The following is a 25654-nucleotide window of genomic DNA, read 5'->3' as shown; positions in this document are numbered from 1 at the left end:
ACAACCAATGCGAATGATTTGCATCAATAAATGGCGAGGCGTAGTCTGCCACCCTGTTTGCAGCAAGAGGTTTGCGCGCCGAGATTTGTTCTTTGCGCCAGAAGCACGCAGAGGTGCCCCGATGACCAGCAGTACCCCCATCGTCCGCGCCGGAGAGCTGGCCCAGTTGTCCGGTGACGCCATCCGCCTGGTCGGTGGCGAGAGCCGTGCCGACCGCCTGTTCCAGGGCCACCTGAGCTGGCGCCGCCTGCGCAGCGGGCTATCGCTGCACTGCTCCGACTGCCTGGAACTGCAGGACTTCGCCACCCAGGCCGAGGCCCGTCCGCACCTGAACTTCATCCTCTTCCTGCAGGGGCGCAGCGAGGTCAGCTACGACGGCAAGCCATTCACCTTCGGTACCCCGCGCACGGGCTGCGAGGGAGTGACCATCGCCCTCAACGAACCGATGCTGTTCGCCCGCCGCGCGCGCCGTGGCCAGCACATCCGCAAGGTGTCGGTCAGCCTGACGCCGGAATGGTTCGAAGCGAGCGGTTTCGAGGCCCAGGCGGAGCTCAAGGCCTTGCTGCAGGGGGACTATCGGCCGCTCAACGTGCTGCGCTGGCAACCGTCGGCACGCCTGCTGACCCTGGCCGAGCAGGTGCTCCACCCGGGGTGCGGCAATCGCCTGCTGGAGAACCTGTACCTGGAAAGCCGCGCCCTGGAGATCGCCGGCGAGGCCCTGAGCCTGCTGACAGGACAGTCGGCCAGTGCACCGAGCAACCTGCGTCCGCACGAGCATCAACGCATTCGCCGCACCCTGGAGCTGCTGCACAGCGGTACGGCCGATGGCTGGTCACTGGAGGACATCGCCCAGGAGGTAGGTTGCTGCGCCAGCACCCTGCAACGGCAGTTCCAGGCAGCCAAGGGCACGTCGCTGTTCGAGTATCAGCGCCAGCGCAAGCTGCAGCAGGCGCGTGAAGCGCTGGAACAGCAAGGGGTGAGCGTCAGTCAGGCGGCCTGGATCGCCGGCTACGGCAGCGCCGCCAACTTCTCCACGGCGTTCAAGCGCGCCTTCGGCATCAGCCCCAAGCAGGTCCGCGCGCGCCTGTAGCGATCACCCGGCAAGCCGCGCACGGCGCGGGCGAGAAGCGTACGCCCCTCCCGCAAGCGGGAGAGGGTGTTGCGCGCAGCCGCCGTTACCGGGCGCTGATCACGGGGGCGGTGAGCTTTTCCAGCAGGCCGGCCTGCGCATTACGCGGATTCTGGTTGCCGGTGGGCTGCTGGCGCACGTAGCGACCGTCGGACTGCAGCACCCAGGCCTGGGTGTTGTCGGTCAGGTAGCTTTCCAGCTCCTTCTTGACCCGGGTGATGAGCTTCTTGCCCTCGACCGGGAAGCAGGTCTCCACGCGCTTGTCGAGGTTGCGCTCCATCCAGTCGGCACTGGACAGGTAGATCAGCTCGTCGCCGCCGTTGAGAAAGTAGTACACGCGGGTGTGTTCGAGGAAGCGACCGATGATCGAGCGCACCTGGATGTTGTGCGACACGCCCGGCACGCCCGGCCGCAGGCAGCACATGCCACGCACCACCAGGTCGATCTTCACCCCGGTCTGGCTGGCCTTGTACAGCGCGCGGATGACCTTCGGATCGGTCAGCGAGTTGAACTTGGCGATGATGTGCGCCGGCTTGCCCTCGGCCGCCGCGGCGGTTTCCTTGGCGATCAGGTCGAGCAGGGTCTTCTTCAGGGTGAAGGGCGCGTGCAGCAGCTTCTTCATGCGCAGGGTCTTGCCCATGCCGATCAGCTGGCTGAACAGCTTGGAGACGTCCTCGCCGAGCGCCACGTCGGCGGTCAGCAGGCTGTAGTCGGTGTACAGACGAGCGTTGCCGGCGTGGTAGTTGCCGGTACCCAGGTGCGCATAGCGACGAATCTCGCCGTTCTCGCGACGCAGGATCAGCATCATCTTGGAGTGGGTCTTGAAGCCGACCACCCCGTAGATCACCACCGCGCCAGCGGCCTGCAGACGGCTGGCGAGCTGCAGGTTGGACTCTTCGTCGAACCGCGCACGCAGCTCGATCACCGCCGTGACCTCCTTGCCGTTGCGCGCCGCCTCGACCAGTGCGTCGACGATCTCCGAATTGGCGCCGGAGCGGTACAGCGTCTGCTTGATGGCCAGCACGTGCGGGTCCTTGGCGGCCTGGCGCAGCAGGTCGACCACCGGGGTGAAGGACTCGAACGGGTGCAGCAGGAGGATGTCCTGCTTGCTGACCACGTTGAAGATGTTCTCCGAGTTCTGCAGCGGCTTGGGGATCACCGGGGTGAACGGTGCGTACTGCAGGTCCGGGTGGTTATCCAGGCCGGTGATGCTGAACAGGCGCGTCAGGTTGACCGGGCCGTTGACCTGGTACAGCTCGCCCTCGGTCAGGCCGAACTGCTTGAGCAGGTGATCGCGCAGGTGTTTCGGGCAGGTGTCGACCACCTCCAGGCGCACCGCATCGCCGTAGCGCCGGCTGAACAGCTCGCCGCGCAGGGCGCGGGCCAGGTCTTCGACGTCCTCCGTGTCCACCGACAGGTCGGCGTTACGGGTCAGGCGGAACTGGTAGCAACCCTTGACCTTCATGCCCTGGAACAGGTCGTCGGCATGGGCGTGGATCATCGACGAGAGGAACACGTAGTTGTCGCCGGGGCCACCGACCTCTTCCGGCACGCGGATGATCCGTGGCAGCAGGCGTGGCGCCGGGATGATGGCCAGACCGGAATCGCGACCGAAGGCATCGACGCCCTCCAGTTCGACGATGAAGTTCAGGCTCTTGTTCACCAGCAGCGGGAAGGGGTGCGTCGGGTCGAGCCCGATGGGCGTGATGATCGGCGCGATCTCGTCGCGGAAATAGCGGCGCACCCAGGTCTTGAGCTTGGCCGTCCAGTAGCGCCGACGAATGAAGTTGATGCCTTGCTTGGCCAGGGCCGGGAACAGCGTGTCGTTGAGGATCGCGTACTGGCGCTCGACCTGCTCGTGCACCAGCTCGCTGATGCGCGACAGCGCCTGATGCGGCTGCAGGCCGTCGGCGCCGGCCTGTTCGCGGGCGAAGTTGATCTGCTTCTTCAGGCCGGCGACGCGAATCTCGAAGAACTCGTCGAGGTTGCTGGAGAAGATCAGCAGGAACTTCAGGCGTTCCAGCAAGGGATAGGACTCATCCAGGGCCTGCTCCAGCACGCGGATGTTGAACTGCAGCTGGGACAGTTCACGGTGGATGTACAGGCTGCTGTCATCCAGGCTGGGGGGCGGCGGTGGCGGTGTTTCCACCACCGGTTGCTCAGCCACTACCTCGACCTGAGGTTGCGGCTGGGAGCCTTCGAGCGCTTCGCTGGTGAGTCCTTCGGTGTTCATCGCTGGGTTCCTGGGGGCGTCATTGCCCCTGTTTTAGCAGTTCTGCCGCACGTACGGCGAAATAGGTGAGGATGCCATCGGCACCGGCGCGTTTGAATGCGGTGAGCGATTCCATCATCGCTGCTTCGGTCAGCCAGCCGTTCTGGATCGCCGCCATGTGCATGGCGTACTCACCGCTGACCTGATAGACGAAGGTCGGCACCTTGAAGGTGTCCTTCACGCGCCACAGCACATCCAGGTACGGCATACCCGGCTTGACCATGACCATGTCGGCGCCCTCGGCGAGGTCGGCGGCGACTTCATGCAGCGCCTCGTCACCATTGGCCGGGTCCATCTGGTAGGTGAACTTGTTGCCCTTGCCCAGGTTGCCGGACGAGCCGATGGCATCGCGGAACGGCCCGTAGTAGGCGCTGGCGTACTTGGCCGAGTAGGCCATGATGCGGGTGTTGACGTGATCGCCCAGCTCCAGCGCCTCGCGGATCGCCTGCACCCGGCCGTCCATCATGTCCGACGGCGAGATGATGTGCGCGCCGGCCTCGGCGTGCGACAGCGACTGACGGACCAGCGCGTCGATGGTGATGTCGTTGAGCACGTAGCCATCGTCATCGATGATGCCGTCCTGGCCGTGCGTGGTGTAGGGGTCCAGCGCGACGTCGGTCATCACCCCGAGCTCCGGGAAGCGCTCGCGCAGCGCGCGGATGGCACGCTGGATCAGCCCGTCCGGGTTCCACGCCTCGGCGGCGTCGAGCGACTTGCGCTCGGTCGGGATGTACGGGAACAGGTCGATCAGCGGAATACCCAGCTCCACCCAGCGCTCGGCCTCGACCAGCAGCTGATCGATCGACAGGCGCTCGACGCCCGGCATCGACGCGATCGCCTCGCGACGGTTCTCGCCGTCGAGAATGAATACCGGCAGGATCAGGTCATCGACGCTCAGGCGGTTCTCGCGTACCAGGCGACGGGAAAAATCGTCGCGACGGTTGCGGCGCAGGCGGGTGGCGGGGAACAGGCGGTTGGCGGGGGTAACGCTCACGGCAGACTCCAGAGCCCGCAAGAACGGGCCAGTGTGACGGTTATAAGCGACCATTATGACCAAATGATGACGGTCGCATTACTTCGTGCGACTGCGCGTCGCACAGGCAGTCGCACATTGTGGCACGGCCTGCCACCTTCCGGGCCTTTCGCGGTCGGAGTAGTCTTCACCCCCCCATGATCCACGAGCGCAGCACATGCTCCAAGAGCTGATCCGCCAGTTCGGTTATCCGGCCCTGATCCTCGGCACCTTCCTCGAAGGCGAGGTGTCGCTGCTGCTGGCCGCCTACATGGCCGTGCGCAACGTGCTGCAGATCGAATGGGTGGCGCTGTGCGCCTTTCTCGGCACCTTCGCCAGCGACCAGCTGTGGTACTACCTCGGCCGTCGCCACGGTCGTGCCCTGCTGGCGCGCAAGCCGCGCTGGCAACCGCTGGGCGAGCGCGCCAGCGGGCTGATCAGGCGCTACCCGGACCTGTGGGTACTGTGCTTTCGCTTCCTCTACGGCCTGCGCACCGTGATGCCGCTGACCATCGGCCTGTCCGGCTATTCATGGCCGCGCTACCTGCTGCTCGACGCCATCGGCGCCGGCGTCTGGGCCGGCGGCATCAGCCTGCTGGCCTACAGCCTGGGCAACGCCATGGGCGGCCTGCTCGACGAGCTGCGCCACTACCAGATCCTGCTGCTCGCCGGCGTGGTGCTGCTGCTTGCGTTCGCCTGGCTATACCGGTGGAGTCAGCGCCGGCGCGGCTGAGCCACGCGCTAGCCAGATACCCAGCAGGCTAGCCAGGCTGTAGGCGGCGAGCCAGCCCCAGGCGCCGCCATCCAGGCTCAACGCACCCAGCGCACCCGCCAGCCACAACGCCGGGACGTTGAGCAGCAGGCGCAGGTACTCGAGCCTGGCGGCGCCTGGGCGATTCTCCAGCCACAGGCCGATGCTGCACAGGCCCAGGGCGACCCACAGGCAGGCCAGCAGCAGCGCCGCCAGGGCCAGCGACTCACCTTGCGCGAGCAGCCAGACACCGGCCAGCAGGTAACAGACGAACTGCAGCAGGGCATAGCACTGCGCACCGCGCCCCAGGGCGACGTCGAACTTGCGGAAATTGCCCAGGTCCGGCTTGGCCTGCGGATAGCGCGCCACCACATCGGCCGGGCGCCAGCCGGTGGGCATGAACCAGATGCGCAGCCGATCCCACCAGGAGGCGGCCCGCCGCGCATCGTTCCACAACCCGGCATAGACCTGCAGGTTGGCCCACAGCGGGTTCCAGCTGGCGAGCGGTACGGTGACGCCGAAGATCACCGGCTCCTCATCCAGCTCTTCCTGGAAGGTGCCGAAAATTCGGTCCCAGACGATGAACACACCGCCGTAATTGCGATCCATGTAGATAGGATTCTGTGCATGGTGCACCCGGTGGTTGGAGGGCGTGATGAACAGCCACTCGAACCAGCCCAGCTTGGGAATGTGCCGGGTGTGCACCCAGAACTGATAGAGCAGGTTCAGCGCCGCCACCGTGAGAAACACCAGCGGCGGCACACCGGCGATGGCCATCGGCAGGTAGAAGATCCAGCCGAAGATGAAACCGGTGCTGGTCTGCCGTAACGCCGTGGAGAGATTGTAGTCTTCACTTTGATGGTGCACCGCATGCGCGGCCCAGAGCACGTTGCGCTCATGGCCCAGGCGGTGGTTCCAGTAGTAGCAGAAGTCATAGAAGACGAAGGCGCTTATCCACACCCAGAGGCTGTTTGCGGAGAGCTCGAACAACGCCAGGTGCTCCCAGGCGAAGGCGTAGGTCAGCAGACCCACCACCTTGGTCAGCAGGCCGGTGGCCTGCGACAGCACGCCGGCGCTGAGGCTGTTCAGGGCGTCGGCCAGGCGGTAGGTGCGCATGCCGCGCCAGCGGTCGGCGAGCAGTTCCAGGCCGATCAGCAGGAAGAAGAAGGGCACTGCATAGAGAACGTAATTCATGACTGCGCCATAGCGTTGTACTTGTGCCGGGATTGGGCTGATGTTCATCCTATGCGCAGCCTCGCCAGGCTTCGCGGCGGCAGATGACAGCCCGAGCGGCATATGGCGACAGACCAACGATTGCCAACACCCACGTCCGCGCTGCGGGCGTGTTTTCCTCACCAGGAGTCGAGCATGAACAAGAAAGTGGCTGTGATTCTGTCCGGCTGTGGCGTCTACGACGGTGCCGAGATCCATGAAAGCGTGATCACCCTGTTGCGCCTCGACCAGCGCGGCGCCGAGGTGCAGTGCTTCGCCCCCGACGTGGCGCAGTTGCACGTGGTGGATCACTACAGCGGCGACGAGATGAACGAGACGCGCAACGTGCTGGTGGAGTCCGCACGCATCGCCCGTGGCCAGATCAAGGATGTCAGGGCGCTGCACGCGGCGGACTTCGATGCGCTGATCATGCCGGGCGGCTTCGGTGTGGCGAAGAACCTCTCCGACTTCGCCACCAATGGTGCGGGCTGCAGCGTGCAGCCGGACGTGCTGGCCGCGTGCAAGGCGTTCGCCGATGCCGGCAAGCCGGTCGGCATGATGTGCATCGCCCCGGCGCTGGCGGCCAAGATCTTCGGCGCCGGCGTGGCCTGCACCATCGGCACCGACCACGACACCGCCGCCGCCCTCACCCAGATGGGCGCCGAGCACCATGAGTGCGAGGTCAGCGAGATCATCGAGGACCGCCAGCGCAAGCTGGTGACCACCCCGGCCTACATGCTCGCCCAGTCCATCGCCGAAGCGGCCTCGGGCATCAACAAGATGGTCGACCGGGTGCTGGAGCTGGCCCACCACTGAGGACCAGCGAGCGCCCATCGCAGGGCGCTTCGGTCATAGGCCAGGGCACTCTGGCCGCCGCGCTGTTCAAGTCCATCGGGCTGCGGCAGCGTGGCGGCATGTCTTCATGGAGCGCCCCATGTCCCAGCCCTTCGTCCTCGACGCCGCCCTGCAGCAGGCGGTAGCCAGTTTCTTTCAACGCATCCCCTTCAACCAGGTGCTCGGCATCGAGCTGGATGAGCTGAGCCCCGAGCGGGTCACCATGCACCTGCCGATGAAACCCGAGCTGATCGGCAACTTCGTCCACGGCATCCTGCATGGCGGGGTGATCTCGTCCCTGCTCGACGTCTGCGGCGGCGCCATGGCATTGATCGGCGCCTCCGCCAACCACCAGCACCTGCCAGCCGCCGAACGCATGAGCAAGCTGTCCAAGCTCGGCACCATCGACCTGCGCATCGACTACCTGCGCCCAGGCCGTGGCCAGCGCTTCAGCGCAACCGCCACGCCGCTGCGCGCCGGCAACAAGGTCGCAGTGATCCGCATGGAGCTGCACAACGACGAAGGCGTACTGGTGGCAGTGGGCACCGGCACCTATCTGTGCGGCTAGCGCCACGAGAACCCTGTGTGGGCCTCGGCCCGTAGCCGACAGCTAGCGGCTCAAGCGCGTGAGAATCCGGTCCAGCGCATTGGCGAACGCCTGGCGGTCCTTCTCCGAATAGGGTGCCTGGCCACCGCCGACCTGGCCCTGCTCGCGCAGGTCGGTGAACAGATTGCGCACCGCCAGGCGCTCGCCCATGTTGCGCTCGTCGAACTCACGGCCACGCGGGTCGAGTGCCGCGACGCCCTTCTTCACCAGGCGGTCGGCCAGGGGCACGTCGCTGCAGATCACCAGTTCGCCAGGCACCGCGTGCTCGACCAGATGATCGTCGGCCGCGTCCGGGCCACTGGGCACCACGATCAGTTTCACGCAGGCGAAATTCGGCCGGGCGACGGCCTGGCCGGCCACCAGCACCACCTCGAAGCCTCGCTTGAGGGCGAACTTGACCACCTGATCCCGCGCCGCCCGAGGGCAGGCGTCAGCGTCGATCCATACACGCATGCAGCAACTTCCGCAGAGAAAACTGCGCCCAGTATGCCAGCAGGCGGGCGGCTCAGGCGTTGTAGAACGGCTCGCAGCGTTCGCGCACGGCGCGCGACAGGTTGTCGTCCGCCAGCTCGATCAGATCCAGTTCGACCTCGTCCGGCAGCAACTCGGCGACCAGCGCCGCCAGGCGCCGCTGGCCACGGATATCGGCACCGGACACCGCCAGCAGCAGGCGCGGCTGCGGGCCGATGGCCGGATCTCGCAACGCCGCCAGGAAGGCTTCGCGCACGGCGAGCTGGGCACAGGCAGCGGACAGCGCCTGTTCCAGCGGGGGATGACGCAGCGCGGCCAGCGCCAGATCCGGGCTGTCGGCGTAATGGGTGGAATGGATCGAGGAGGACATGCGTGCACTCGGCAAAGGAATTGGAACCAGCCTAGGTGCACTGAGACTCGCTGTCGTGGCAGCGGTTCACGCTATGAGGCAAAGAGGGCGAGCAAAGCCGCCCTCGTTCACGCCGCCTCCGTTCAGGCCTGCTCGGCCGTGCGCCGACGCTCGCCGAGCAGGCTGCGCCCATACAGCAGGGCGATGCCGGCCAGCGCCAGCGCTTGTGCCGAGAGGCTCCAGGCATCGGGGTGAATGCCCAGCCAGTCGAACTCGAAGAACGCCACCGGGCGCGTGCCCAGCACCCCGGCCTCCTGCAGCGCCGCCACGCCATGGCCGGCGAACACCACGGAGAGAATGCACAGCAGCACCGCGTTGACGCCGAAGAAGGTCGCCAGTGGCAGCTTGCGCGAACCGCGCAGAATCACCCAGGCCAGGCCGAGCAGCACCACCAGGGCGGCGCCGGCGCCAGCCAGCACGGCGCCATGTCCGGCCGGGCCGGCCTGCAGCCAGAGGGTTTCGTAGAACAGGATGACTTCGAACAGCTCGCGGTACACCGAGAAGAACGCCAGCACGGCGAAGCCGAAACGGCCACCGCCGCCGACCAGGCTGCTCTTGATGTAGTCCTGCCATGCGGCGGCGTGACGACGGTCGTGCATCCACACGCCGACCCACAGCAGCACCACGCTGGCGAACAGTGCGGTCGCCCCTTCGAGCAGTTCGCGCTGGGCGCCACTGACGTCGATGACGTAGGCAGCCACCGCCCAGGTCGCGACGCCGGCGAGCAGGGCCAGGCCCCAGCCGACGTGCACGCTGCGCGCGGCCTGCTGCTGACCGGTGTTGTTGAGGAAGGCGAGGATCGCCGCCAGCACCAGAATCGCTTCCAGGCCTTCACGCAGCAGGATCAGCATGCTGGAGAAGAAGCTCAGCGAGGCGTTCATCGCACCGCCCTCGAGCAAGGCGGCCGACTTGTCCAATTCGACCTTGGCCAGCTCCAGCGCCTGGGCGGCCTGGGCGACACTGGCGCCGTCCTGAACCGCCTGGCGGTAGGCCATCAGCGCCCTCTCGGTGGTCTTGCGCTGCACCGCGTCGAGGTTGTCCAGCGCGCTCTCGACCAGCTCGAAACCCTCCAGGTAGGCACCCACCGAGAGGTCGTAGGCTTGTTCGACATGGCCATCGCGGTAGGCCTGCAGGCTGTGCTCCAGGGTGCTGCGGGTATGCCCGATCAGTTGCTGCGGGCCGCGCTTCTCCACGGTCGGATGAGCACGCTGGGCGCGGAAGGCAGCGCCATCGCCCCCCTCCGCGATGATCTCCGCAGGCGTGCGCCCGGCCAGGTCGGCCATGCGGAACTGCGTGCCGCCCTGCGCCGGAGCGGCGCTGAAGCCGGCGATATAGCTGGCCAGGTCCCAGCGCTGGCGATCATCGAGCTGATCGGCGAAGGCCGGCATGTCGGTGCCCTCGATGCCCAGGCCGAGCGTGTTGTAGAGGTCGTAGAGGCTCAGCCGGTCCAGCCGTGCGGCATCGCGCAGATTGGCCGGCGGCGGCTCCAGGCCGATGCCCGCCGGGCCGTCGCCGGCGCCGGCATCGCCGTGGCAGACCGAGCAATGCTGCGCATACAGCGGCGCACCGCGCTCGGGGTCGGGGGTGATGGCCGGTGTCTGCGCCACCTGATACAGCTCGGCCAGGCGGGCACTGAGCTGACGCGCCTGGTGCGCAACGTCTGCACCGGGCTGACGCTGCTCGACGGCGTGCTTCAGCGCAGCGATGCCCTGTTCCAGTTCAGCGCGTTCGGCCTTGGCCGGCAGTGCGACCACCAGCCCCTGCAGGACCCCGATGAACTCCAGCTGCTCGCGGTACTCGCCCGCGTCGACCACCTGGCCGTCGGCCACCGTGGCCGGATAGTCGGCGCCAATGTAGCCGAGCATGTGCAGGGCCTGGGCGGCGCCATCGAGTGGCTCGGCCAGGGCAGCGAGGCTGCCGAGTGCCAGCAGCGGCAGCATCAGCCAGGAGAACAGGGAACGATAACGACTCATCAATGCATTCCGAAACGCGAATGGATGGCATTAAATTGTTGCCGGCCTGCCCTGCGCAGACAAGGAAAATATGAAATATTTGGTAACAACCCGCCGAGTGGCCGCCCGCAGGCGGCCGGGCATGGGCTTCAGACGGCCGCGCGTTTGACCGTGGCCAGCAGGCCCGCCGCTGCGGCGAACAGGGCGGCGAAGCTGCGATTCATCACGCGCTGCTGGCGGGGCGTGCGCAGCGCCCGCAGCACGCGCGAGGCCAGGCCGGTGTAGCCGGCCATGACGATCAGGTCGACCACGATCATGGTCGCACCCATGATCAGGTACTGGGCCAGCAGCGGCGCATGCGGGTCGAGGAACTGCGGCAGCACCGCCAGCATGAAGACGATGGCCTTGGGATTGCTGGCGTTGACCAGGAAACCGCGCAGCACCAGGGTCAGCGGCCGGCCAATCGGCCGCTCGACGGCGCCGCTATCCAGGTCACTGGGCAGGGCCACCCATTGCTTGTAGGCGAGGAACACCAGGTAGGCGACGCCGAACCATTTGATCACGCTGAAGGCCAGGGCTGAGGTCGCCAGGATGGCACCGACCCCGGCGGCGACGATGGCGATCTGCATCGCCAGGCCGAGCTGCAGGCCCAGCGCGTTCCAGTAGCCACGCCAGAAGCCATACTGCAGGCCAGCGGACATCGAGGCCACGGCGCCGGCACCTGGCGACAGGCTGATCACCCAGCAGGCAACGAAGAAGGCGAGCCAGGTTTCCAGTGCCATGATGCGTACCTCGAAAAGCTGAAATCAGGAGAAGGAGCTACAGCCTACTCCTGCGCCAGCGCCCAGACCAGCGGGTCAGCGCCAGCGGCGCACCGACTTCTGGAAGAACAGACTGTTGGGCACCTGCAACAGGGCGCCAGCGGCATCCTCGCTGAGGTCCTGCAGGGTGGTGTAGAACAGGTTGATAGCGATGACCCGGCCCTTCACACCTGGCTTGTCGGCGCTCTCGATGACCTCCACGGTGTCGCCCATGCGAAACGGGCCCATGGTGAAGATCAGCAGTGCGCAGAACATGTTCGACAGCACGCTCCAGATGGCGAAGAAGGCCACTGCAGCAACGGCGGTGAAGCCGGTCAGCGCCGTCCACAGTACCGTCGCCGACACGCCCAGGCGCTCCAGCACCATCAGCAGGGCACTGCCCATGATCACCCAGCGCACCAGGCCTCGCAGGGGCTGCAACACCTCCGGCGGCAGCAGGCTGTAGCGTGCGCCGAGACGGCTGATGGCGCGGGTCAGAATGCGCTGGGCGAGCCAGGCCAGCAGGATGATCAGCAACACCTGACCGGCACGCAGCAAGGGCTCGCGCCACGCCATCAGCAGTTCCAGCTGTTCCATCACTCCGCCTCCTCCAGTTGCTGTTGCAGGGCCTCCAGGGTTTCCAGCGCCAGCAACCAGGCCTCTTCCAGCTCCGCCTCGCGGGCCTTGAGCCGGGCCTGCTCGGCCAGGCGCTCGCGCAACTCGTCCTTGCGTGCCGCTTCGTACAGCGTGCTATCGCCCAGTTGCTGCTCCACCTCGGCAAGCTGCGCCTGCAGCTTGCCCAGCTCCTGCTCGAGCTTGTCGGCCTGTTTCTTGTGCGGCGCCAGCTGCTGGCGCAACGCGGCGGCAGCCTGGCGCTGGGCACGCTTGTCGGTCTTCTCGCCGCCGGCCAGCGGAGCCCCCGCTGGCAACTGGCGCGCGCGGAAGTCGACCAGCCAGCGCGCGTAGTCGTCGAGGTCACCCTCGAAGGGTTGAATACGCCCGTCGGCCACCAGCAGGAACTCGTCGGTGGTGCTCTTCAGCAGGTGACGATCGTGGGACACCACCAGGACCGCACCGGCGAAGTCCTGCAGGGCCATGGTCAGCGCCAGGCGCATTTCCAGGTCGAGGTGGTTGGTCGGTTCGTCGAGCAACAGCAGGTTGGGCTTCTGCCAGGCGATCAGCGCCAGGGCCAGGCGCGCCTTCTCGCCACCGGAGAAATTGACCACCACTTCGTCGCAACGCTCGCCACGGAAGTCGAAACCGCCGAGGAAATCGCGCAGGGTCTGCTCGCGCTCGCCCGGGGCGATGCGCTGCAGGTGCAGCAGCGGGCTGGCCTTGGCATCCAGCGAATCGAGCTGGTGCTGGGCGAAGTAACCGATGGCCAGGTTCTCGCCACGCGCCAGCTCACCACCGAGCACGGCGAGATCGCCGGCCAGGGTCTTGATCAGGGTCGACTTGCCCGCGCCATTGGGGCCGAGCAGGCCGATGCGCGCACCGGGCGCCAGGCTCAGCTTGACCTTCTCCAGCACCACCTTGTCGCCATAACCCAGGCGCACCTCGGAGAGGTTGAGCAGCGGGCTGGAGACCTTGTCCGCCTCGCGGAAGGCGAAGTCGAAGGGCGAGTCGACATGCGCCGGTGCCAGTTCTTCCAGGCGCTCCAGCGCCTTGATGCGGCTCTGCGCCTGGCGCGCCTTGCTGGCCTTGGCCTTGAAGCGGCGGATGAAGTCTTCCATGTGCGCACGCTGCGTCTGCTGCTTCTCGTACGCCTGCTGCTGCTGGGCCAGACGTTCGGCACGGGTGCGTTCGAAGGCCGAGTAGCCGCCCCGGTAGAGGGTCAGCTTCTGCTGCTCCAGGTGCGCCACGTGATCGACCACGGCATCGAGGAAATCGCGGTCGTGAGAGATCAGCAGCAGGGTGCCCGGGTAGCCCTTGAGCCACTCCTCCAGCCAGAGGATGGCATCGAGGTCGAGGTGGTTGGTCGGCTCGTCGAGCAGCAGCAACTCGGACGGGCACATCAGCGCCTGGGCCAGGTTCAGGCGCATGCGCCAGCCACCGGAAAAGTCGCCGACGCGCTTGTCCATCTGCTCGCCGGTGAAACCCAGCCCCGCCAGCAGCTTGCGGGCGCGAGCATCGGCGGTGTAGCCCTGGGCGTTGTCCAGTTCGGTGTGCAGACGGGCGATGGAGGCGCCGTCATGCGCCTGCTCGGCACGCGCCAGTTCGGCCTGGATCGCCCGCAGGTGCAGGTCGCCATCGAGCACGTAGTCCACCGCCAGGCGTTCGAGGTTGTCGACCTCCTGGCGCATGTGGGCGATGCGCCAGTCGGCGGGCAAGCGGCAGTCCCCGGCATCGGGGCCGAGTTCACCGCGCAGCAGCGCGAACAGGCTGGACTTGCCGGCGCCATTGGCACCGATCAGACCGACTTTCTGGCCGGCGTGCAGGGTCAGTTCCGCACCTTCGAGAAGGCGTTGCGGACCGCGCTGTAGAGTGAGGTTCTGGAGTCGGATCATAATGGCCGCGGAGTCTACCAAATCGCCCCGGAGGCCGCGTGCAGGATCTGTGGAATTTCGCGCTTGAACTCTACGCCAGACCCGGCGTGGAACACGCCTGCCTGGAGTTGCAGGAGGCAGGCTGCGATGTCTGCCTGCTTCTGACTGGTGCCTGGCTGCAACGCCGTGGCGTGCGCTGTCTGGATGAACGCCTGCGCGCCCTGCGGGACGTGGCGGTGCCCTGGCAACGCGAGGTGGTCTCGCCCTTGCGCCAGCTACGCCGCGACTGGCGCGGCGCCGCCAGCCAGGATGCAGCGCTGGCGAGCTTGCGCGAACAGATCAAGCAACTGGAATTGCACAGCGAGCGCGTGCTGCTCGAGCGCTTGCAGGCACTTGCCGAGCCCTGGCCGAGCGAAGCCGGCGACCATGACTGGCTGACGCACCTGGGAAGGCAGGACAGCGCCGCGCTGCATGTGCTGCGCGGCGCCATGGCTCAGCCTTAGGACGCGCTCGGCGTCTCTGCGGCGCTGGCCCCAGTGCTCGCCGCTGGAGCGGCGGGCGCGACGGGTGCCGCCGGCGCTGCGGGCTTGGCGGCGGCCGGCTTGGCCGGAGCCTTCTTCACGGGCGCCTTGGCAGCAGCCGGCTTCTTCGCGACCGCAGGCTTGCTGACGGGCTTCGCTGCTGGCTTGGCGGCCGGTTTCGCTGCGGCGGGCTTGGCTGCTGGTTTGGCTGCCGCCGGTTTGCTGGCCACGGCAGGCTTGGCCGGGGCCTTGGCTGCGACCGGCTTGGCAGCCGGTTTGGCGGCGGGTTTGGTTGCAGCGGGCTTGGCAGCCGCTTTCGGCGCTGCCGGCTTGGCTGCCGCAGGCTTGCGAGCGGCGGGCTTGGCCGCTGGCTTGCTGGCCGCTGCCGGTTTCGCTGCCGGCTTGCTGGCTGCCGCAGGCTTGGCGGCCGGCTTGGCAACGGGCTTGCTCACCGGTTTGGCGGCAGCCGCTTTGGCCGGAGCCTTCTTCACCGGTGCCTTGGCAACAGCAGGTTTCTTCGCCGCCGCCGGTTTGCTGGCTGGCTTGGCGGCCGGCGCGGCAGCCTTGGCGTCGCGCACGTCGAGCGCCTTGCCCGCGGCTTCTTTCACCTTGCCTACGCCCTGGGCCAGTTTCAGGCTCTCCTGAGCATCACGCTTGAGCTGGCCGATGTAGTTGCGGGTTTCGCTCTGCCGGGTCTTGAGCGAGTCGAGCAGTTCTTCCAGCTCGGCCACCGCGTCCTTGGCCTTGGCCTGGGCCTTGGCTTTTCCAGCGACGGCGGCGTCCTGCAGCTTGCTGCGCGCCTTGTGCAGTTTTTCCTGGGCCTTGCCGCGCTGTTTCTCCAGCTTGGCGAGGAGTTTCTCGGCATCGATCAGTGCTTGCGAGCAGGCATTTTCCAGGTGCTCGAGCAGACTGGCAGACAACTGGTGAAGCAGGTGCAACGGAGTGGTTACGGACTTCTTCTTGGCCGACATGGCACGCCTCCTGGCGGATGTGGATCCGCCCATACTAGACGCACGAGCGAGGCGTCGCCATAGGCCTTTCGGCGAGCACAGCAGATACACGCAGGCACTGGCATAATCGCCGGGATCCTGTGTCGCCTCCGGGCGAGCCACAGGAAATGCACACCAGCCCGCATCCTGATCCGGAGACAACGCCATGCGCCGCGCCGCACTCGCCACCCTTGCGCTCTGCTGCAGCCTGACCGTACAGGCCGACCAGCACCAGCAAGACCTGGCCTACAGCCTCGGCGCAAGGCTCGGCGAGCGACTGCATGCAGAGGTACCGGACCTGCCCCTGGACGCGCTGGTCGAGGGTTTGCGCCAGGCCTACGACGGCAAGCCGCTGCGCCTGGACAGCGCCCGTATCGAACAGCTGCTCGATGAGCACGAAGCGCGCATCGCGGCCTCGCCGCAACGCCATGCCAAGGCTATCGAAGCGGAACAGCGCTTTCTCGCCGAACAGCGCCAGCGCCCCGGCACCCGAGTGCTGGAGAACGGCGTGCTGGTGAGCGAGCTGGGCAGCGGCAGTGGCCCGACGCCCTCGGCACGTAGCCGGGTGCAGGTGAGCTATCGCGGTTCGCTGGCAGACGGCAGTGTCTTCGACGAGAGTGACACGCCACAGTGGTTTCGCCTGGACAGCCTGATCGCCGGCTGGCGCAGCGCACTGCTGCAGATGCCCAAGGGCGCGCACTGGCGCCTGGTGATTCCGTCGAGTCAGGCCTACGGCGAGGAAGGTGCGGGTGATCTGATCCCCCCCTACGCGCCGCTGGTGTTCGACCTGCGCCTGCTCGACGTCGCCGACTGAGCGGCAACGTGCGGCCCGGAATCTCCGGGCGCTATCGGCACCCGAGGTTCAGAGCGCTTCGGCGGCCTGTTCCTGATGGGCGGTGTGCAGCACCTCGATCAGGCAGTCTTCCAGCTCGAAGCGTTCATGCAGCAGCTGGCCCAGACGCTCGAGCTCTGCCACCAGCGAAGCGCTGTCGCGGCAGTCGCCGTTGTCACAGCGATCATTGAAGGCCAGCGCCACGGCGGTGATCGCCTCGAGACGCGGGTAGATGCGCTTGGCCAGCTCGAGGCCGCGCTGATCGTTGAAGGCCTTGGCCTCGCTGGTCAGCTGTTCGTAGACCTCGAAATGGCCTGCCGACACATAGTCCACCAGCAGCTCGCAGAAGCCCTGCAGAGACTCACCATTGATGGCCGGCGCCTGCGGTGCCTTGGTCAGGGCAGCGTAGGCCTGCACCAGTTCGCGCCGCTCACCCAGCCAGCGATCGATCAGCTGGTGAACCCCGCCCCAACGTTCCTGTGCGTTCCGACAACTCTCAAGCATGATGAACCTCGCTTCCCTTATCGATAAGGCCTGTTATACGTCCACTCCGGGACGTTCTTATGACCTGCGATCCTGGCGGCCACCCTTCGGGCGTCGCTACGCGACGTTGAAAATCATTCCCGACGATTTTTTGTCAATCGGTGCTTGTTCTTGGGAAGGCAACCGCAGAATGGCGTTTTTCCGACGATGCGTGCGAGCCAGATTATGCTCGTGGGCAGACACCATCAAGGCACTGCCACGAGAAATTTCATACGAGCGTTTGAGCAGCAAGCCACAGGCCTCGCGGCCTGCAGCAATACGCATTCTCAATCGCGACGCAGAAGCTGCAGCAGGCAGAAACCGATCATGCCGATGAAGCCGAGCAGGCTCCACTCGGGAATGCTCATGCCGAACAGCGTCCAGTTCACTTCGGCGCAATCGGCACTGCCCTGGAACACCAGGCGCACGATGTCCTGCAGCGGCAGCGCTTCCATCATGAACTCGAGGCTCGGCAGGCAGGCTTCGAGCTGGTCGGCCGGCACGCTCTGCAACCAGATCTGCCGACCTGCGGTGGCGGCACCGGCGACGGCGAACAGCAGCGCCAGCACGGCATAGACACGTCGGCCCAGACGACCCGGACCATGGAGCGAGGCGATCAGGCAGACCACACCGAACAGCACCACGCAGATACGTTGCAGGATGCACATCGGGCAGGGCTCGAGGCCCACGACATGTTCCAGATAGAGCGCAGCCGCCATCAGCAGTACGCAGCCGATGAATGCCAGGAAAAACAGGGGACGCGGACTGGCCAAGTGCATGGTGGCTCCGGGAAGGAAATCGAGGGCAGTACGGTAGAGGAAAGCGAGGGCGCCTTTCAAGGCGCCCGGCAACACGCAGCAGGCTATTCATCGCGCGGAAACGCCCCTCCGTCAGGGCGGCGCGCCTGCCGCGGCAATCGGCCGCAGCCGATCAGGCATTGGCCCCCTGCGGTTGCGGTAGCGGCGGCAGGCCCTGATGCAACAGGCCGAGACTTTCCAGCAACAGCTGGTTGCTGCGCTCCAGTTCGCCTAGTTGCGCCAGCAGGCGCGCCAGTTCGGCGCAGGTTTCCGGGTGCCGTTCCAGCTTCAGGCTGCTCTCGAAATAATCGCGGGCCTTGCCCCAGAGCTGGTTCTGCAGGCACAGCCGGCCCAGGGTCAGCAGCAGGGCCGGGTCCTGCGGATGCTGCTTGAGCCAGAGTTCGGCCGTCTGCAACTGACGCGCCGGATCAGCGCCACGCAGCACGCCATAGAAACGCGCCAGACGGCTGTCGTAGCCACGCTTGAGGGCACTGCGCAGGACTTCTTCGGCCTCTTCCTGGGCGCCGAGACGACGCAGTTGCTCGACGTAGGCGGCAATCAGCTCAGGCTCCTGGCGCAACGGCGCAGACAGCTGCTGCCAGGCCTGGGTCAGCGGTTGCAGCGCCGTTTCGCCCTGCCCCTGCCCGGCAAGCCCGGCTTCGCCCAGGCGCCCGCGCCAGGTTTCGCGCTCCAGTTCATCCAGCTCGGCGGCCGGCAGGGCTTTCTCCTTGCGCAGCTCCGGCAGCAGACCGAGCAGCGCCGACCAGTCCTGACGCTGCAGGTACAGGCGCTGCAACTGGCGCAACACCAGGTGATGCCCCGGGTGACGCTCGTGCATCGCCTGCAGTGTGTCCAGCGCAGCGTCCATGTCGCCACGGCTGCGCTGCAGCTCGGCGTGGGTCAGGGCGATGGCCAGCTCGGCCTGCGGCTGCCGGTTCAGGGCCTGCTCGAGCAGCGCATCGCTCTGTTCGTGCTGGCCGAGCTTGTTCGCAGCTCGCGCGGCGCCGAGGTAGAACATCAGCGGCTGGCTGTCGGCCTCTGCGGCACGGGTCAGCTGACGTTGCGCACGCGCCCAGCGACCCTCCGCCAGGTCGAGCATGCCCTGCTCGGAAGCCAGACGTACGCGCCGGTTGCGATGCAGGCGCGACCAGGGGTTGGCCAGGCGTGTCGAACTGAGCAGCAGGCGCAGCAGCCATTTGCCCAGGTAGTAGACCAGCACCACGGCCAGCAGCAAGCCGAGAAACGCCCACAGGCCGGACTGGTAACGGAAACCCTTGTAGGCAAACAGCACGTAGCCGCGGTCGGCCTCGATGGCCAGACTCAGCAGGTACAGCCCCACCGCGACGGCCAGCAACAGCAGGAGCCAGATCAGGCGTTTCATTGCGCCTCCCCGGCCGCTGCGGCCCCCTGCCGACGCTGCGCGTGCTTGCGCTGCAAGTAGGCTTGCAGGGCGTCGAGCGACTCGCTCAGGTCGGGCACCTTGACCTCGACGCGGGCATCGGCCAGTTCGCTGAAACGCTGGCGCAGCGCGCGGCTGTCCGGGTTATCCAGGTTGAAGTGCGCGTCGAGGATGTCCTCAGCCTGCTTCAGCGACTGCCGGTACACGCCGGCCTGGCCATGCAGGGCCGCCCATTGCGCCTGCTCCAGTGCCAGCGAGAGGCTCAGGCGTACCTGCGACAGGCTCTGCCCCGAGAGCAGTGGCCGCACGTTGCGGTCCGCGTCGAACTCGATACGGAAGTACTGCGACAGGTCTTTCAGCCAGTCACTCCACCAGGCGCTGCCGTCGTTCTCGGCAGCCAGTTCGGAGAGCACGTCACCCTGCCCGTCGAGGCTTGGCGCCAACGGGTTGAGCGTGGCCGCCTGCTCACGCAGGGCGCCCAGCTGCAGGAACAGGCCGACGCGATCGGGGCGCTCGGTGGTGCGCAGGGCTTCCAGGCTGCGACTGAGCTGTTCGCGGGCACCGAAGGCCGCGGGGTCATCCTGATCGCGGAGAATCTCGTCGGCGGTCTGCACCAGCGCTTCGGCGCTGGCGACATCCTGCAGGGCGGACAGACGCAGGGTGGCGAGGCGCAGCAGGTGCTCGGCCTCGTCCAGGCGCCAGTCCTGCCGGGTACCGTCGAGCACCGACTCCAGGCGCTGGCTCATGCGCTGCTGATCGGACTGCACATTGGCCAGAAGACGGCGACGCTCATCCAGTTCGGCCGCGCTGGGCAGGGCCGACAGGCGCGAGTCGAGGCGCTGGGCGAGCTCGTCGACCTTCTTCGCGCTGTCGTCTCGGGTGCGCTGCAGGTCCGCGGATTGCTGCTGTTCCCGGCCCTGTATCTGTTGCAGCTGCCAGAGGCTCCAGCCGCCGGCACCGGCGCCAGCCAGGCCGACCAGCAGGGCGAAGGCCGCGAGGCCGGTGCCACCGCCTTTGCCTGGGGTCTTCGCGGGGGGAGTGGCGGTGCTGTTCACGGCTGCGCTGGCCGGTTTTTCTTCTGGCGTATTCGGGGTGGATGCTTCGCTCACGTATCCGTCCTTTTAGAGGGCGGCAGCCGGAAACTGCTCCAGAGCTGCCTGCAAGGCCGCGGCACTGGCGCCACGACAGTCCACAACGATCTCCGCGCCCGCACGGCGTGCCTGCTCGGCGACACGCGGGCTGGGTACGAACAAGGGTAGCCGAGCCAGGCTCGGCCAGTCACCGCCGGCCAGCTGCAGCAGATGCTCGAACCCCTGCCCACTGCTGACCACCAGGCCGTTCAGGCGTTCCGCCCGCACCCTGCGGCCCAGCTCATCCGGCGCGTACTGCGGCAACGCGCGGCGGTACAGTGGCAGATAGTCGACTGTCACACCTTGGCCGCGCAAGCATTCGGCAAGAAATTCTCGGCCACCCTCGCCACGCAGGATCAGCACGCGCGGCGTGTCGGCGGCGGCAATGGCCTGCTGCAGCGCCGGCAACGCGAGCAGCGCCTCGCTGTCGTCGCCGGTCGGCGGGTAATGGCTGTCCAGGCCCGCTTCATCGAGCAGCGCAGCGGTCGCGGCGCCCACGGCGAACCAGGGTTGCGCCGGCGCAGGCTGCGGCCCATGCCGCTGCAGCAGGGCCAGGCCCAGGCGCGCCGCCGGCTTGCTGACCACGATCACCGCGCAGTAGCGCTGCAGATCGCGGAAGGTCTGTTGCTGCTCGACGCTCTCGGCCAGCGCCTCGATCGCCAGCAACGGCATGCAATGCCCGTACACGCCATGCGCTGCAAGCGTCCGCGCCAACGCGGCACAGTCATCGGTCGGACGCGTCAGCAGCAGGCGCCAGGCGCTCACGGGTGACCGGCCTCACCGTACACGGCCTTGAGAATCGCATCGGCGCCCTGTGCCAGCAGGGCCTCGGCGACGCGCACGCCCAGCGCCTCGGCATCGCTGCTGGCGGCGCGCTCCTCGGCACGCAGCAGCAGACCGCCATCGGGCTGGCCGACCAGGCCACGCAGCCACAGCTGGTCGCCTTCCAGCAGCGCATAACAGGCGATCGGCACCTGGCAACCGCCATTGAGGTGCTTGTTCAGCGCCCGCTCGGCCGTCACGCGCAGCGCCGTTTCAGGGTGATGCAGCGGTGCCAGCAGGGCATGCAGGTCGCTGTCGGCCGTGCGGCACTCGATGCCGACAGCGCCCTGGCCACCGGCGGGCAGGCTGTCTTCGGCACTGAGCGAACTGCGGATACGGGCTTCGAAACCCAGGCGGATCAGGCCGGCTGCGGCGAGGATGATGGCGTCGTACTCGCCGGCATCGAGCTTGGCCAGGCGGGTATTGACGTTGCCGCGCAGGAACTGGATCTTCAGGTCGGGACGCCGCGCCAGCAGCTGGGCCTGGCGCCGCAGGCTGGAGGTACCGACCACGCTGCCGGCGGGCAGCGCATCGAGGCTCGCGTAGGTGTTGGAGACGAAGGCGTCACGCGGGTCTTCCCGCTCGCAGATGCAGTACAGGCCCAGACCTGCCGGGAAGTCCATCGGCACGTCCTTCATCGAGTGCACGGCGATATCGGCCTCGTTCTCCAGCAGCGCGGTTTCCAGTTCCTTGACGAACAGCCCCTTGCCGCCGATCTTCGCCAGAGGTGCGTCGAGCAGCTTGTCGCCACGACTGACCATCGGCACCAGGCTGACCTTGAGGCCGGGGTGGGCCTGCTCCAGGCGGGCTTTGACATATTCGGCCTGCCACAGGGCCAGGGCGCTCTTACGGGTGGCGATGCGAATTTCGCGGGACATGGGGGCAATTCCAGAAAACGGATTGCCGCGAATCATAACAGGCTCGCCCAGTGCCGGCTGGAGGAGGCGGCCATCGGCCGCAGCCGGCGCCCGCTACAGCGACTGCATCAGCTTGCGCACACCGGCCACGTGGCGGCGACTGACCACCAGCGAATCACCGTCGAGCCCCTTGAGGTAGAGCTGGAAGTGTCCCAGCGGGGTGCGCTGCAGGCGCTCGATGCGCTCGCGGGCAACCAGTGCATTGCGGTGGATGCGCACGAAGCGGTCACCGAACTCGTCTTCCAGCGCCTTGAGCGGCTCGTCCAGCAGCACCTCGCCGCCCTCGTGGCGCAGCGTCACGTACTTGTGATCGGCGATGAAATAGACCACGTCATCCAGCGGGATCAGCTCGATGCCCTTGCGCGTGCGGGCACTGATGTGGGTGCGCGGGCCGCCACCGGTTTCTGCCGCTGGGCGTGTCAGCGCCGCCAGTTGCACGCGGTTGGGCCGTTCCGCCTTCTTCAAGGCTTCGCTGAGATTCTCGGCGCGCACCGGTTTCACCAGGTAGCCGACGGCACTGACCTGGAACGCCTCCAGGGCGAACTCGTCATGGGCCGTGCAGAAGATCACCGCTGGCGGCGCTTCGCGCTCGCACAGCCTGGCGGCCACCTGCAGGCCATCGAGGCCGGGCATGCGGATATCGAGCAGGACCACGTCCGGCTTCAGGCTATCGATCAGGGTCAGGGCTTCCTCACCGTTGCTCGCGGTGGGCTCCAGGACCCGATAACCCTCGAGCTCACCGACCATGCGGCTGAGGCGCTCGCGGGCAAGGGGTTCGTCATCGACGATCAGGACATTCATATTGCTCTGGCTTCCTGCGTGAGTCTCGCACAAGGATAGCGTAGACAGCTGTAATGACGGCCGTCACGGCGCTCCACGCTGAGACTCGCGCGCGACCCAAAAAGTGCCGCTAGACGCGCATCGATATTGCTCAGCGCCTGATGCGTTCCCCGTGACGGTTGCTGCTCGCCCCGCTCTTCATACGGATTGCTGACACACAAGCTGAACACACCATCCTGGTAATCCGCCTCGACCCGCACCAGCCCGCCTTCGATTCGCGGCTGGATGCCATAGATCAGCGCATTCTCCAACAGAGGCTGCAGGGTCAGCTGGGGAATCGGCAGATCCTCCGGCACGCCTTCGACCTCCCACTGCAACTGTAGACGCTCGCCGAGCCGATAGTGCTCGATCGACAGATATCGTTTTGCCAGTTCCAGTTCCTCCTTCCACGACACCAGGCTGCCGGGCTTGGCCAGACTGGCGCGAAACAGATCGGACAGATCCAGCACCGCCTGCTCGGCCTTGTGCGGATCGAGCGTGACCAGGCTGGCGATGCTGTTGAGGCTGTTGAACAGGAAGTGCGGACGGATCCGCGCCTGCAAGGACTCGATGCGGGCGCGCAACTCGGCCTGTTCCTGACGACGCCATTGGCTCTGCAGATAGAAATAGCGTAGCAGCAGTGCGGACATGATCAGGCTGATCAGGGCATGACGCAGGTACAGGTTCACCTCGCCATTGCGTGGCAGCGGTCCGCCCAGGTCGTAATAGTCGGCGACCGCCGTGCAGCTGAGGGTCAGCAGCACCACCAGCATGCAGCACAGGCTGCCCGCCAGCGCCGGGCGCAGGCGCGCCAGCAACGGCCGCAGGCGGCACATGACGGCGGCCGACAGCAGGACGATCCACTGCACGAACAGCGAGGTCAGTGCCAGGCGTACCCAGTCGAAGCCCGGCGTCATGGGTTCGGCCAGCACCAGGACCAGTACCAGCAGCTCGGCCAGCAGCACCATGCTCAGCAGTGCTTCCGGCTGGCACAGTTCGGGGACGAAGAAGTCGTCGACCGCGGCGTTGTGATTGTTCTTGGCAAACGATTGAGTGTGCATCGACGCAGTTTCCGTGTCGCCTCGCGGGCCGGCAAGACGGGCGGCTCCAGCCGGGCAAAATAAAGCACCGAAATGCCGTCTTCGGAACAAATTTGTGAAGCAGCCGACACCGCCGCTTCCTCGCCAAAGACGAACGTGGCCCGGCGAAACGCGCGCCGACCCTGTTATTATCGACGGACTTTGTCCGCCATGCTGGCCGTCGAAAGCGGCTTGCCCGATCCAGAGCCCGAACCATGAGCAGCGAAAAAACCAACCAATCCTGGGGCGGCCGCTTCAGCGAGCCCGTCGACGCCTTCGTCGCCCGTTTCACCGCCTCGGTCGAATTCGACAAGCGCCTCTATCGCCACGACATCATGGGCTCCGTCGCCCACGCCACGATGCTGGCCAAGGTCGGCGTGCTCAGCGCCGACGAGCGTGACGCCATCATCGACGGCCTCAAGCAGATCCAGGCCGAGATCGAAGCGGGTCAGTTCGACTGGCGCGTCGACCTGGAAGACGTGCACATGAACATCGAGGCGCGCCTGACCGATCGCATCGGCGTGACCGGCAAGAAGCTGCACACCGGCCGCTCGCGCAACGATCAGGTGGCCACCGATATCCGCCTGTGGCTGCGTGACGAAATCGACAGCATCCTGGCCGAGATCACCCGCCTGCAGCAGGGCCTGCTGGGCCTAGCCGAAGCCGAAGCGGACACCATCATGCCCGGTTTCACCCACCTGCAGACCGCCCAGCCGGTAACCTTCGGCCACCATCTGCTGGCCTGGTTCGAGATGCTTTCGCGCGACTACGAGCGCCTGGTCGACTGCCGCAAACGCACCAACCGCATGCCGCTGGGCAGCGCCGCACTGGCCGGCACCACCTACCCGATCGCCCGCGAGATCACTGCCGAACTGCTGGGCTTCGACGCCGTGGGCGGCAACTCGCTGGACGGCGTATCCGATCGCGACTTCGCCATCGAATTCTGCGCCGCCGCGTCGCTGGCGATGATGCACCTGTCGCGCTTCTCCGAAGAGCTGGTGCTGTGGACCTCCGCGCAATTCCAGTTCATCGACCTGCCGGATCGCTTCTGCACCGGTTCCTCGATCATGCCGCAGAAGAAGAACCCGGACGTCCCCGAGCTGGTGCGCGGCAAGACCGGCCGCGTGTTCGGTGCCCTGACCGGCCTGCTGACCCTGATGAAGGGCCAGCCGCTGGCCTACAACAAGGACAACCAGGAAGACAAGGAACCGCTGTTCGATGCCGCCGACACGCTGCGTGACAGCCTGCGCGCCTTTGCCGACATGGTCCCGGCGATCAAGCCGAAGAAGGACATGATGCGCGAAGCGGCGCTGCGCGGTTTCTCCACTGCCACCGACCTGGCCGACTACCTGGTACGCAAGGGCCTGCCGTTCCGTGACTGTCACGAGATCGTCGGCCACGCCGTGAAATACGGTGTGCAGACCGGCAAGGACCTGGCCGAAATGAGCCTGGACGAGCTGCGCCAGTTCAGCGACCAGATCGGCGACGACGTATTCGCCGTCCTGACTCTGGAAGGCTCGGTCGGCGCCCGCGACCATATCGGCGGCACCGCACCGAACCAGGTACGCGCTGCCGTGGTACGTGGCCGGGAAGTGCTGGCGAACCGCTAGACGTTTCCCAGGGAAAAGGACTTCCCCATGATCGAGCTGCTGCTACGCGGCCTGCTGGTGTTGGTCGAGCTGATAGCCGAAGTCATTGTCGACTACGTCCTCTATGGCACCGGCTGGCTGGTCCTGCGATTACTGACCCTGGGCCGCTACCCCGATCTACCGCTGCGTGTGGCCGACCCGATGGGCTCACGCAGCGCCTGGATCGCGGCGTTCGGTTTCCTCTGCCTGGTGGGCGCAGCGCTTGCCTGGCTGACACTCAGCCATGGTTGACCCCGTGCCACC

The 25654-nt window shown here is 66.6% G+C and carries 27 protein-coding genes; 8 read left to right on the top strand and 19 right to left on the bottom strand.

The window, feature by feature from the left end; genetic code table 11:
• Positions 1 to 121 precede the first annotated feature (121 nt).
• Entirely contained in the window at positions 122 to 1090 is a 969-nt protein-coding gene (locus EWH21_RS02595; protein WP_037052856.1) for an AraC family transcriptional regulator, read from the top strand.
• An 85-nt stretch (positions 1091 to 1175) separates the two neighbouring features.
• Here the strand turns inward: EWH21_RS02595 and ppk1 are convergent, their stop codons facing one another.
• Positions 1176 to 3362 carry a polyphosphate kinase 1 gene (ppk1, locus tag EWH21_RS02590; RefSeq protein ID WP_175254410.1) on the bottom strand — a complete coding sequence of 729 codons (2187 nt, stop codon included), beginning with the start codon at positions 3360 to 3362 and terminating at the stop codon, positions 1176 to 1178.
• 19 nt (positions 3363 to 3381) lie between these two features.
• Complete coding sequence (gene hemB / locus EWH21_RS02585; protein WP_037052854.1) at positions 3382 to 4395, bottom strand: porphobilinogen synthase; 1014 nt, start codon at positions 4393 to 4395, stop codon at positions 3382 to 3384.
• A gap of 196 nt (positions 4396 to 4591) precedes the next feature.
• Between hemB and EWH21_RS02580 the strand changes: the two genes are divergently transcribed.
• A complete protein-coding gene (locus tag EWH21_RS02580; RefSeq protein WP_047588833.1) occupies positions 4592 to 5146 on the top strand; it encodes a DedA family protein in 555 nt (184 codons plus the stop codon).
• On the opposite strand, the gene EWH21_RS02575 is transcribed toward EWH21_RS02580, so the two are convergent.
• On the bottom strand, positions 5114 to 6358 hold the full coding sequence (locus EWH21_RS02575; RefSeq protein ID WP_277699716.1) for a sterol desaturase family protein: 1245 nt from the start codon (positions 6356 to 6358) through the stop codon (positions 5114 to 5116). The genes EWH21_RS02580 and EWH21_RS02575 overlap by 33 nt on opposite strands.
• Positions 6359 to 6532: 174 nt before the next feature.
• Between EWH21_RS02575 and elbB the strand changes: the two genes are divergently transcribed.
• Both elbB and EWH21_RS02565 read left to right on the top strand, forming a co-directional pair.
• Entirely contained in the window at positions 6533 to 7192 is a 660-nt protein-coding gene (gene elbB, locus EWH21_RS02570) for an isoprenoid biosynthesis glyoxalase ElbB (protein WP_152487593.1), read from the top strand.
• Positions 7193 to 7310: 118 nt separating this feature from the next.
• Positions 7311 to 7778: a thioesterase family protein gene (locus EWH21_RS02565; protein ID WP_037052841.1), complete on the top strand. Its 468-nt coding sequence runs from the start codon at positions 7311 to 7313 to the stop codon at positions 7776 to 7778.
• Between the two features lie 42 nt (positions 7779 to 7820).
• Here EWH21_RS02565 and EWH21_RS02560 read toward each other — a convergent pair whose 3' ends face one another.
• The 6 genes from EWH21_RS02560 to EWH21_RS02535 all read right to left on the bottom strand — a co-directional run bounded on the left by EWH21_RS02560 (position 7821) and on the right by EWH21_RS02535 (position 13956).
• On the bottom strand, positions 7821 to 8270 hold the full coding sequence (locus EWH21_RS02560) for a YaiI/YqxD family protein (RefSeq protein WP_004373364.1): 450 nt from the start codon (positions 8268 to 8270) through the stop codon (positions 7821 to 7823).
• A gap of 52 nt (positions 8271 to 8322) precedes the next feature.
• Complete coding sequence (locus tag EWH21_RS02555) at positions 8323 to 8658, bottom strand: enhanced serine sensitivity protein SseB C-terminal domain-containing protein (RefSeq protein ID WP_277699715.1); 336 nt, start codon at positions 8656 to 8658, stop codon at positions 8323 to 8325.
• Between the two features lie 122 nt (positions 8659 to 8780).
• Positions 8781 to 10670 (bottom strand): cytochrome c/FTR1 family iron permease, encoded by a 1890-nt coding sequence (locus EWH21_RS02550; RefSeq protein WP_152487591.1) that lies wholly within the window; start codon positions 10668 to 10670, stop codon positions 8781 to 8783.
• A 128-nt stretch (positions 10671 to 10798) separates the two neighbouring features.
• Positions 10799 to 11431 (bottom strand): LysE family transporter, encoded by a 633-nt coding sequence (locus EWH21_RS02545; RefSeq protein ID WP_277699714.1) that lies wholly within the window; start codon positions 11429 to 11431, stop codon positions 10799 to 10801.
• A 75-nt stretch (positions 11432 to 11506) separates the two neighbouring features.
• On the bottom strand, positions 11507 to 12046 hold the full coding sequence (locus EWH21_RS02540; protein ID WP_037052833.1) for a mechanosensitive ion channel family protein: 540 nt from the start codon (positions 12044 to 12046) through the stop codon (positions 11507 to 11509).
• Entirely contained in the window at positions 12046 to 13956 is a 1911-nt protein-coding gene (locus EWH21_RS02535) for an ATP-binding cassette domain-containing protein (protein ID WP_277699713.1), read from the bottom strand. The genes EWH21_RS02540 and EWH21_RS02535 overlap by 1 nt, the downstream gene beginning before the upstream one ends.
• A 38-nt stretch (positions 13957 to 13994) precedes the next feature.
• Between EWH21_RS02535 and EWH21_RS02530 the strand changes: the two genes are divergently transcribed.
• Entirely contained in the window at positions 13995 to 14438 is a 444-nt protein-coding gene (locus EWH21_RS02530; RefSeq protein ID WP_277699712.1) for a TIGR02444 family protein, read from the top strand.
• Here EWH21_RS02530 and EWH21_RS02525 read toward each other — a convergent pair.
• Positions 14435 to 15427: an AlgP family protein gene (locus EWH21_RS02525; RefSeq protein WP_277699711.1), complete on the bottom strand. Its 993-nt coding sequence runs from the start codon at positions 15425 to 15427 to the stop codon at positions 14435 to 14437. The two genes, EWH21_RS02530 and EWH21_RS02525, sit on opposite strands and share 4 nt — an antisense overlap.
• Before the next feature lie 184 nt (positions 15428 to 15611).
• On the opposite strand from EWH21_RS02525, the gene EWH21_RS02520 reads away from it, so the two are divergent.
• Positions 15612 to 16259: an FKBP-type peptidyl-prolyl cis-trans isomerase gene (locus tag EWH21_RS02520; protein ID WP_277699710.1), complete on the top strand. Its 648-nt coding sequence runs from the start codon at positions 15612 to 15614 to the stop codon at positions 16257 to 16259.
• A 48-nt stretch (positions 16260 to 16307) separates the two neighbouring features.
• On the opposite strand, the gene EWH21_RS02515 is transcribed toward EWH21_RS02520, so the two are convergent.
• The 9 genes from EWH21_RS02515 to EWH21_RS02475 all read right to left on the bottom strand — a co-directional run bounded on the left by EWH21_RS02515 (position 16308) and on the right by EWH21_RS02475 (position 23744).
• Positions 16308 to 16781: an Rsd/AlgQ family anti-sigma factor gene (locus EWH21_RS02515; RefSeq protein WP_037052822.1), complete on the bottom strand. Its 474-nt coding sequence runs from the start codon at positions 16779 to 16781 to the stop codon at positions 16308 to 16310.
• 96 nt (positions 16782 to 16877) lie between these two features.
• On the bottom strand, positions 16878 to 17084 hold the full coding sequence (locus EWH21_RS02510; protein ID WP_134677865.1) for a hypothetical protein: 207 nt from the start codon (positions 17082 to 17084) through the stop codon (positions 16878 to 16880).
• 2 nt (positions 17085 to 17086) lie between these two features.
• Complete coding sequence (locus tag EWH21_RS02505; RefSeq protein ID WP_037052820.1) at positions 17087 to 17578, bottom strand: disulfide bond formation protein B; 492 nt, start codon at positions 17576 to 17578, stop codon at positions 17087 to 17089.
• Positions 17579 to 17729: 151 nt separating this feature from the next.
• On the bottom strand, positions 17730 to 18977 hold the full coding sequence (locus EWH21_RS02500) for a heme biosynthesis HemY N-terminal domain-containing protein (RefSeq protein WP_037052818.1): 1248 nt from the start codon (positions 18975 to 18977) through the stop codon (positions 17730 to 17732).
• On the bottom strand, positions 18974 to 20104 hold the full coding sequence (locus EWH21_RS02495) for a uroporphyrinogen-III C-methyltransferase (RefSeq protein ID WP_037052816.1): 1131 nt from the start codon (positions 20102 to 20104) through the stop codon (positions 18974 to 18976). Before EWH21_RS02495 ends, EWH21_RS02500 begins: the two co-directional genes overlap by 4 nt.
• 12 nt (positions 20105 to 20116) lie before the next feature.
• Complete coding sequence (locus tag EWH21_RS02490; protein ID WP_150607547.1) at positions 20117 to 20890, bottom strand: uroporphyrinogen-III synthase; 774 nt, start codon at positions 20888 to 20890, stop codon at positions 20117 to 20119.
• Positions 20887 to 21825: a hydroxymethylbilane synthase gene (gene hemC, locus EWH21_RS02485; RefSeq protein WP_037052811.1), complete on the bottom strand. Its 939-nt coding sequence runs from the start codon at positions 21823 to 21825 to the stop codon at positions 20887 to 20889. The genes EWH21_RS02490 and hemC overlap by 4 nt, the downstream gene beginning before the upstream one ends.
• A gap of 93 nt (positions 21826 to 21918) precedes the next feature.
• Positions 21919 to 22665, bottom strand: coding sequence for a LytTR family DNA-binding domain-containing protein (locus EWH21_RS02480; protein WP_037052808.1), 747 nt, complete (start codon positions 22663 to 22665; stop codon positions 21919 to 21921).
• The gene (locus tag EWH21_RS02475) at positions 22662 to 23744 is read right to left on the bottom strand and encodes a sensor histidine kinase (RefSeq protein ID WP_047584422.1); all 1083 of its coding nucleotides are present in this window, start codon (positions 23742 to 23744) and stop codon (positions 22662 to 22664) included. Before EWH21_RS02475 ends, EWH21_RS02480 begins: the two co-directional genes overlap by 4 nt.
• Before the next feature lie 233 nt (positions 23745 to 23977).
• Here EWH21_RS02475 and argH point away from each other — a divergent pair, with 233 nt between their 5' ends.
• Positions 23978 to 25372 carry an argininosuccinate lyase gene (gene argH, locus EWH21_RS02470; protein WP_277699709.1) on the top strand — a complete coding sequence of 465 codons (1395 nt, stop codon included), beginning with the start codon at positions 23978 to 23980 and terminating at the stop codon, positions 25370 to 25372.
• A gap of 27 nt (positions 25373 to 25399) precedes the next feature.
• Positions 25400 to 25642: a hypothetical protein gene (locus tag EWH21_RS02465; RefSeq protein WP_210390180.1), complete on the top strand. Its 243-nt coding sequence runs from the start codon at positions 25400 to 25402 to the stop codon at positions 25640 to 25642.
• Positions 25643 to 25654 lie beyond the last annotated feature (12 nt).

Source organism: Pseudomonas sp. REST10, from assembly GCF_029542605.1.
Classification (GTDB): Bacteria; Pseudomonadota; Gammaproteobacteria; order Pseudomonadales; family Pseudomonadaceae; genus Aquipseudomonas; species Aquipseudomonas khazarica.
This window is presented reverse-complemented; position numbering and strand designations above follow the sequence as displayed.

Excerpts from the sequence above, each read along its gene's own strand:
- elbB (WP_152487593.1), top strand. The coding sequence starts at position 6,533 with ATGAACAAGAAAGTGGCTGTGATTCTGTCCGGCTGTGGCGTCTACGAC.
- EWH21_RS02505 (WP_037052820.1), bottom strand. The coding sequence starts at position 17,578 with ATGCACTTGGCCAGTCCGCGTCCCCTGTTTTTCCTGGCATTCATCGGC.
- EWH21_RS02540 (WP_037052833.1), bottom strand. The coding sequence starts at position 12,046 with ATGGAACAGCTGGAACTGCTGATGGCGTGGCGCGAGCCCTTGCTGCGT.
- EWH21_RS02555 (WP_277699715.1), bottom strand. The coding sequence starts at position 8,658 with ATGTCCTCCTCGATCCATTCCACCCATTACGCCGACAGCCCGGATCTG.
- EWH21_RS02525 (WP_277699711.1), bottom strand. The coding sequence starts at position 15,427 with ATGTCGGCCAAGAAGAAGTCCGTAACCACTCCGTTGCACCTGCTTCAC.
- EWH21_RS02535 (WP_277699713.1), bottom strand. The coding sequence starts at position 13,956 with ATGATCCGACTCCAGAACCTCACTCTACAGCGCGGTCCGCAACGCCTT.
- EWH21_RS02550 (WP_152487591.1), bottom strand. The coding sequence starts at position 10,670 with ATGAGTCGTTATCGTTCCCTGTTCTCCTGGCTGATGCTGCCGCTGCTG.
- EWH21_RS02510 (WP_134677865.1), bottom strand. The coding sequence starts at position 17,084 with ATGCGTATTGCTGCAGGCCGCGAGGCCTGTGGCTTGCTGCTCAAACGC.
- EWH21_RS02545 (WP_277699714.1), bottom strand. The coding sequence starts at position 11,431 with ATGGCACTGGAAACCTGGCTCGCCTTCTTCGTTGCCTGCTGGGTGATC.
- EWH21_RS02560 (WP_004373364.1), bottom strand. The coding sequence starts at position 8,270 with ATGCGTGTATGGATCGACGCTGACGCCTGCCCTCGGGCGGCGCGGGAT.
- ppk1 (WP_175254410.1), bottom strand. The coding sequence starts at position 3,362 with ATGAACACCGAAGGACTCACCAGCGAAGCGCTCGAAGGCTCCCAGCCG.
- argH (WP_277699709.1), top strand. The coding sequence starts at position 23,978 with ATGAGCAGCGAAAAAACCAACCAATCCTGGGGCGGCCGCTTCAGCGAG.
- EWH21_RS02565 (WP_037052841.1), top strand. The coding sequence starts at position 7,311 with ATGTCCCAGCCCTTCGTCCTCGACGCCGCCCTGCAGCAGGCGGTAGCC.
- EWH21_RS02500 (WP_037052818.1), bottom strand. The coding sequence starts at position 18,977 with ATGAAACGCCTGATCTGGCTCCTGCTGTTGCTGGCCGTCGCGGTGGGG.
- EWH21_RS02465 (WP_210390180.1), top strand. The coding sequence starts at position 25,400 with ATGATCGAGCTGCTGCTACGCGGCCTGCTGGTGTTGGTCGAGCTGATA.
- EWH21_RS02595 (WP_037052856.1), top strand. The coding sequence starts at position 122 with ATGACCAGCAGTACCCCCATCGTCCGCGCCGGAGAGCTGGCCCAGTTG.
- EWH21_RS02520 (WP_277699710.1), top strand. The coding sequence starts at position 15,612 with ATGCGCCGCGCCGCACTCGCCACCCTTGCGCTCTGCTGCAGCCTGACC.
- EWH21_RS02515 (WP_037052822.1), bottom strand. The coding sequence starts at position 16,781 with ATGCTTGAGAGTTGTCGGAACGCACAGGAACGTTGGGGCGGGGTTCAC.
- EWH21_RS02480 (WP_037052808.1), bottom strand. The coding sequence starts at position 22,665 with ATGAATGTCCTGATCGTCGATGACGAACCCCTTGCCCGCGAGCGCCTC.
- hemC (WP_037052811.1), bottom strand. The coding sequence starts at position 21,825 with ATGTCCCGCGAAATTCGCATCGCCACCCGTAAGAGCGCCCTGGCCCTG.
- EWH21_RS02575 (WP_277699716.1), bottom strand. The coding sequence starts at position 6,358 with ATGAATTACGTTCTCTATGCAGTGCCCTTCTTCTTCCTGCTGATCGGC.
- EWH21_RS02580 (WP_047588833.1), top strand. The coding sequence starts at position 4,592 with ATGCTCCAAGAGCTGATCCGCCAGTTCGGTTATCCGGCCCTGATCCTC.
- EWH21_RS02475 (WP_047584422.1), bottom strand. The coding sequence starts at position 23,744 with ATGCACACTCAATCGTTTGCCAAGAACAATCACAACGCCGCGGTCGAC.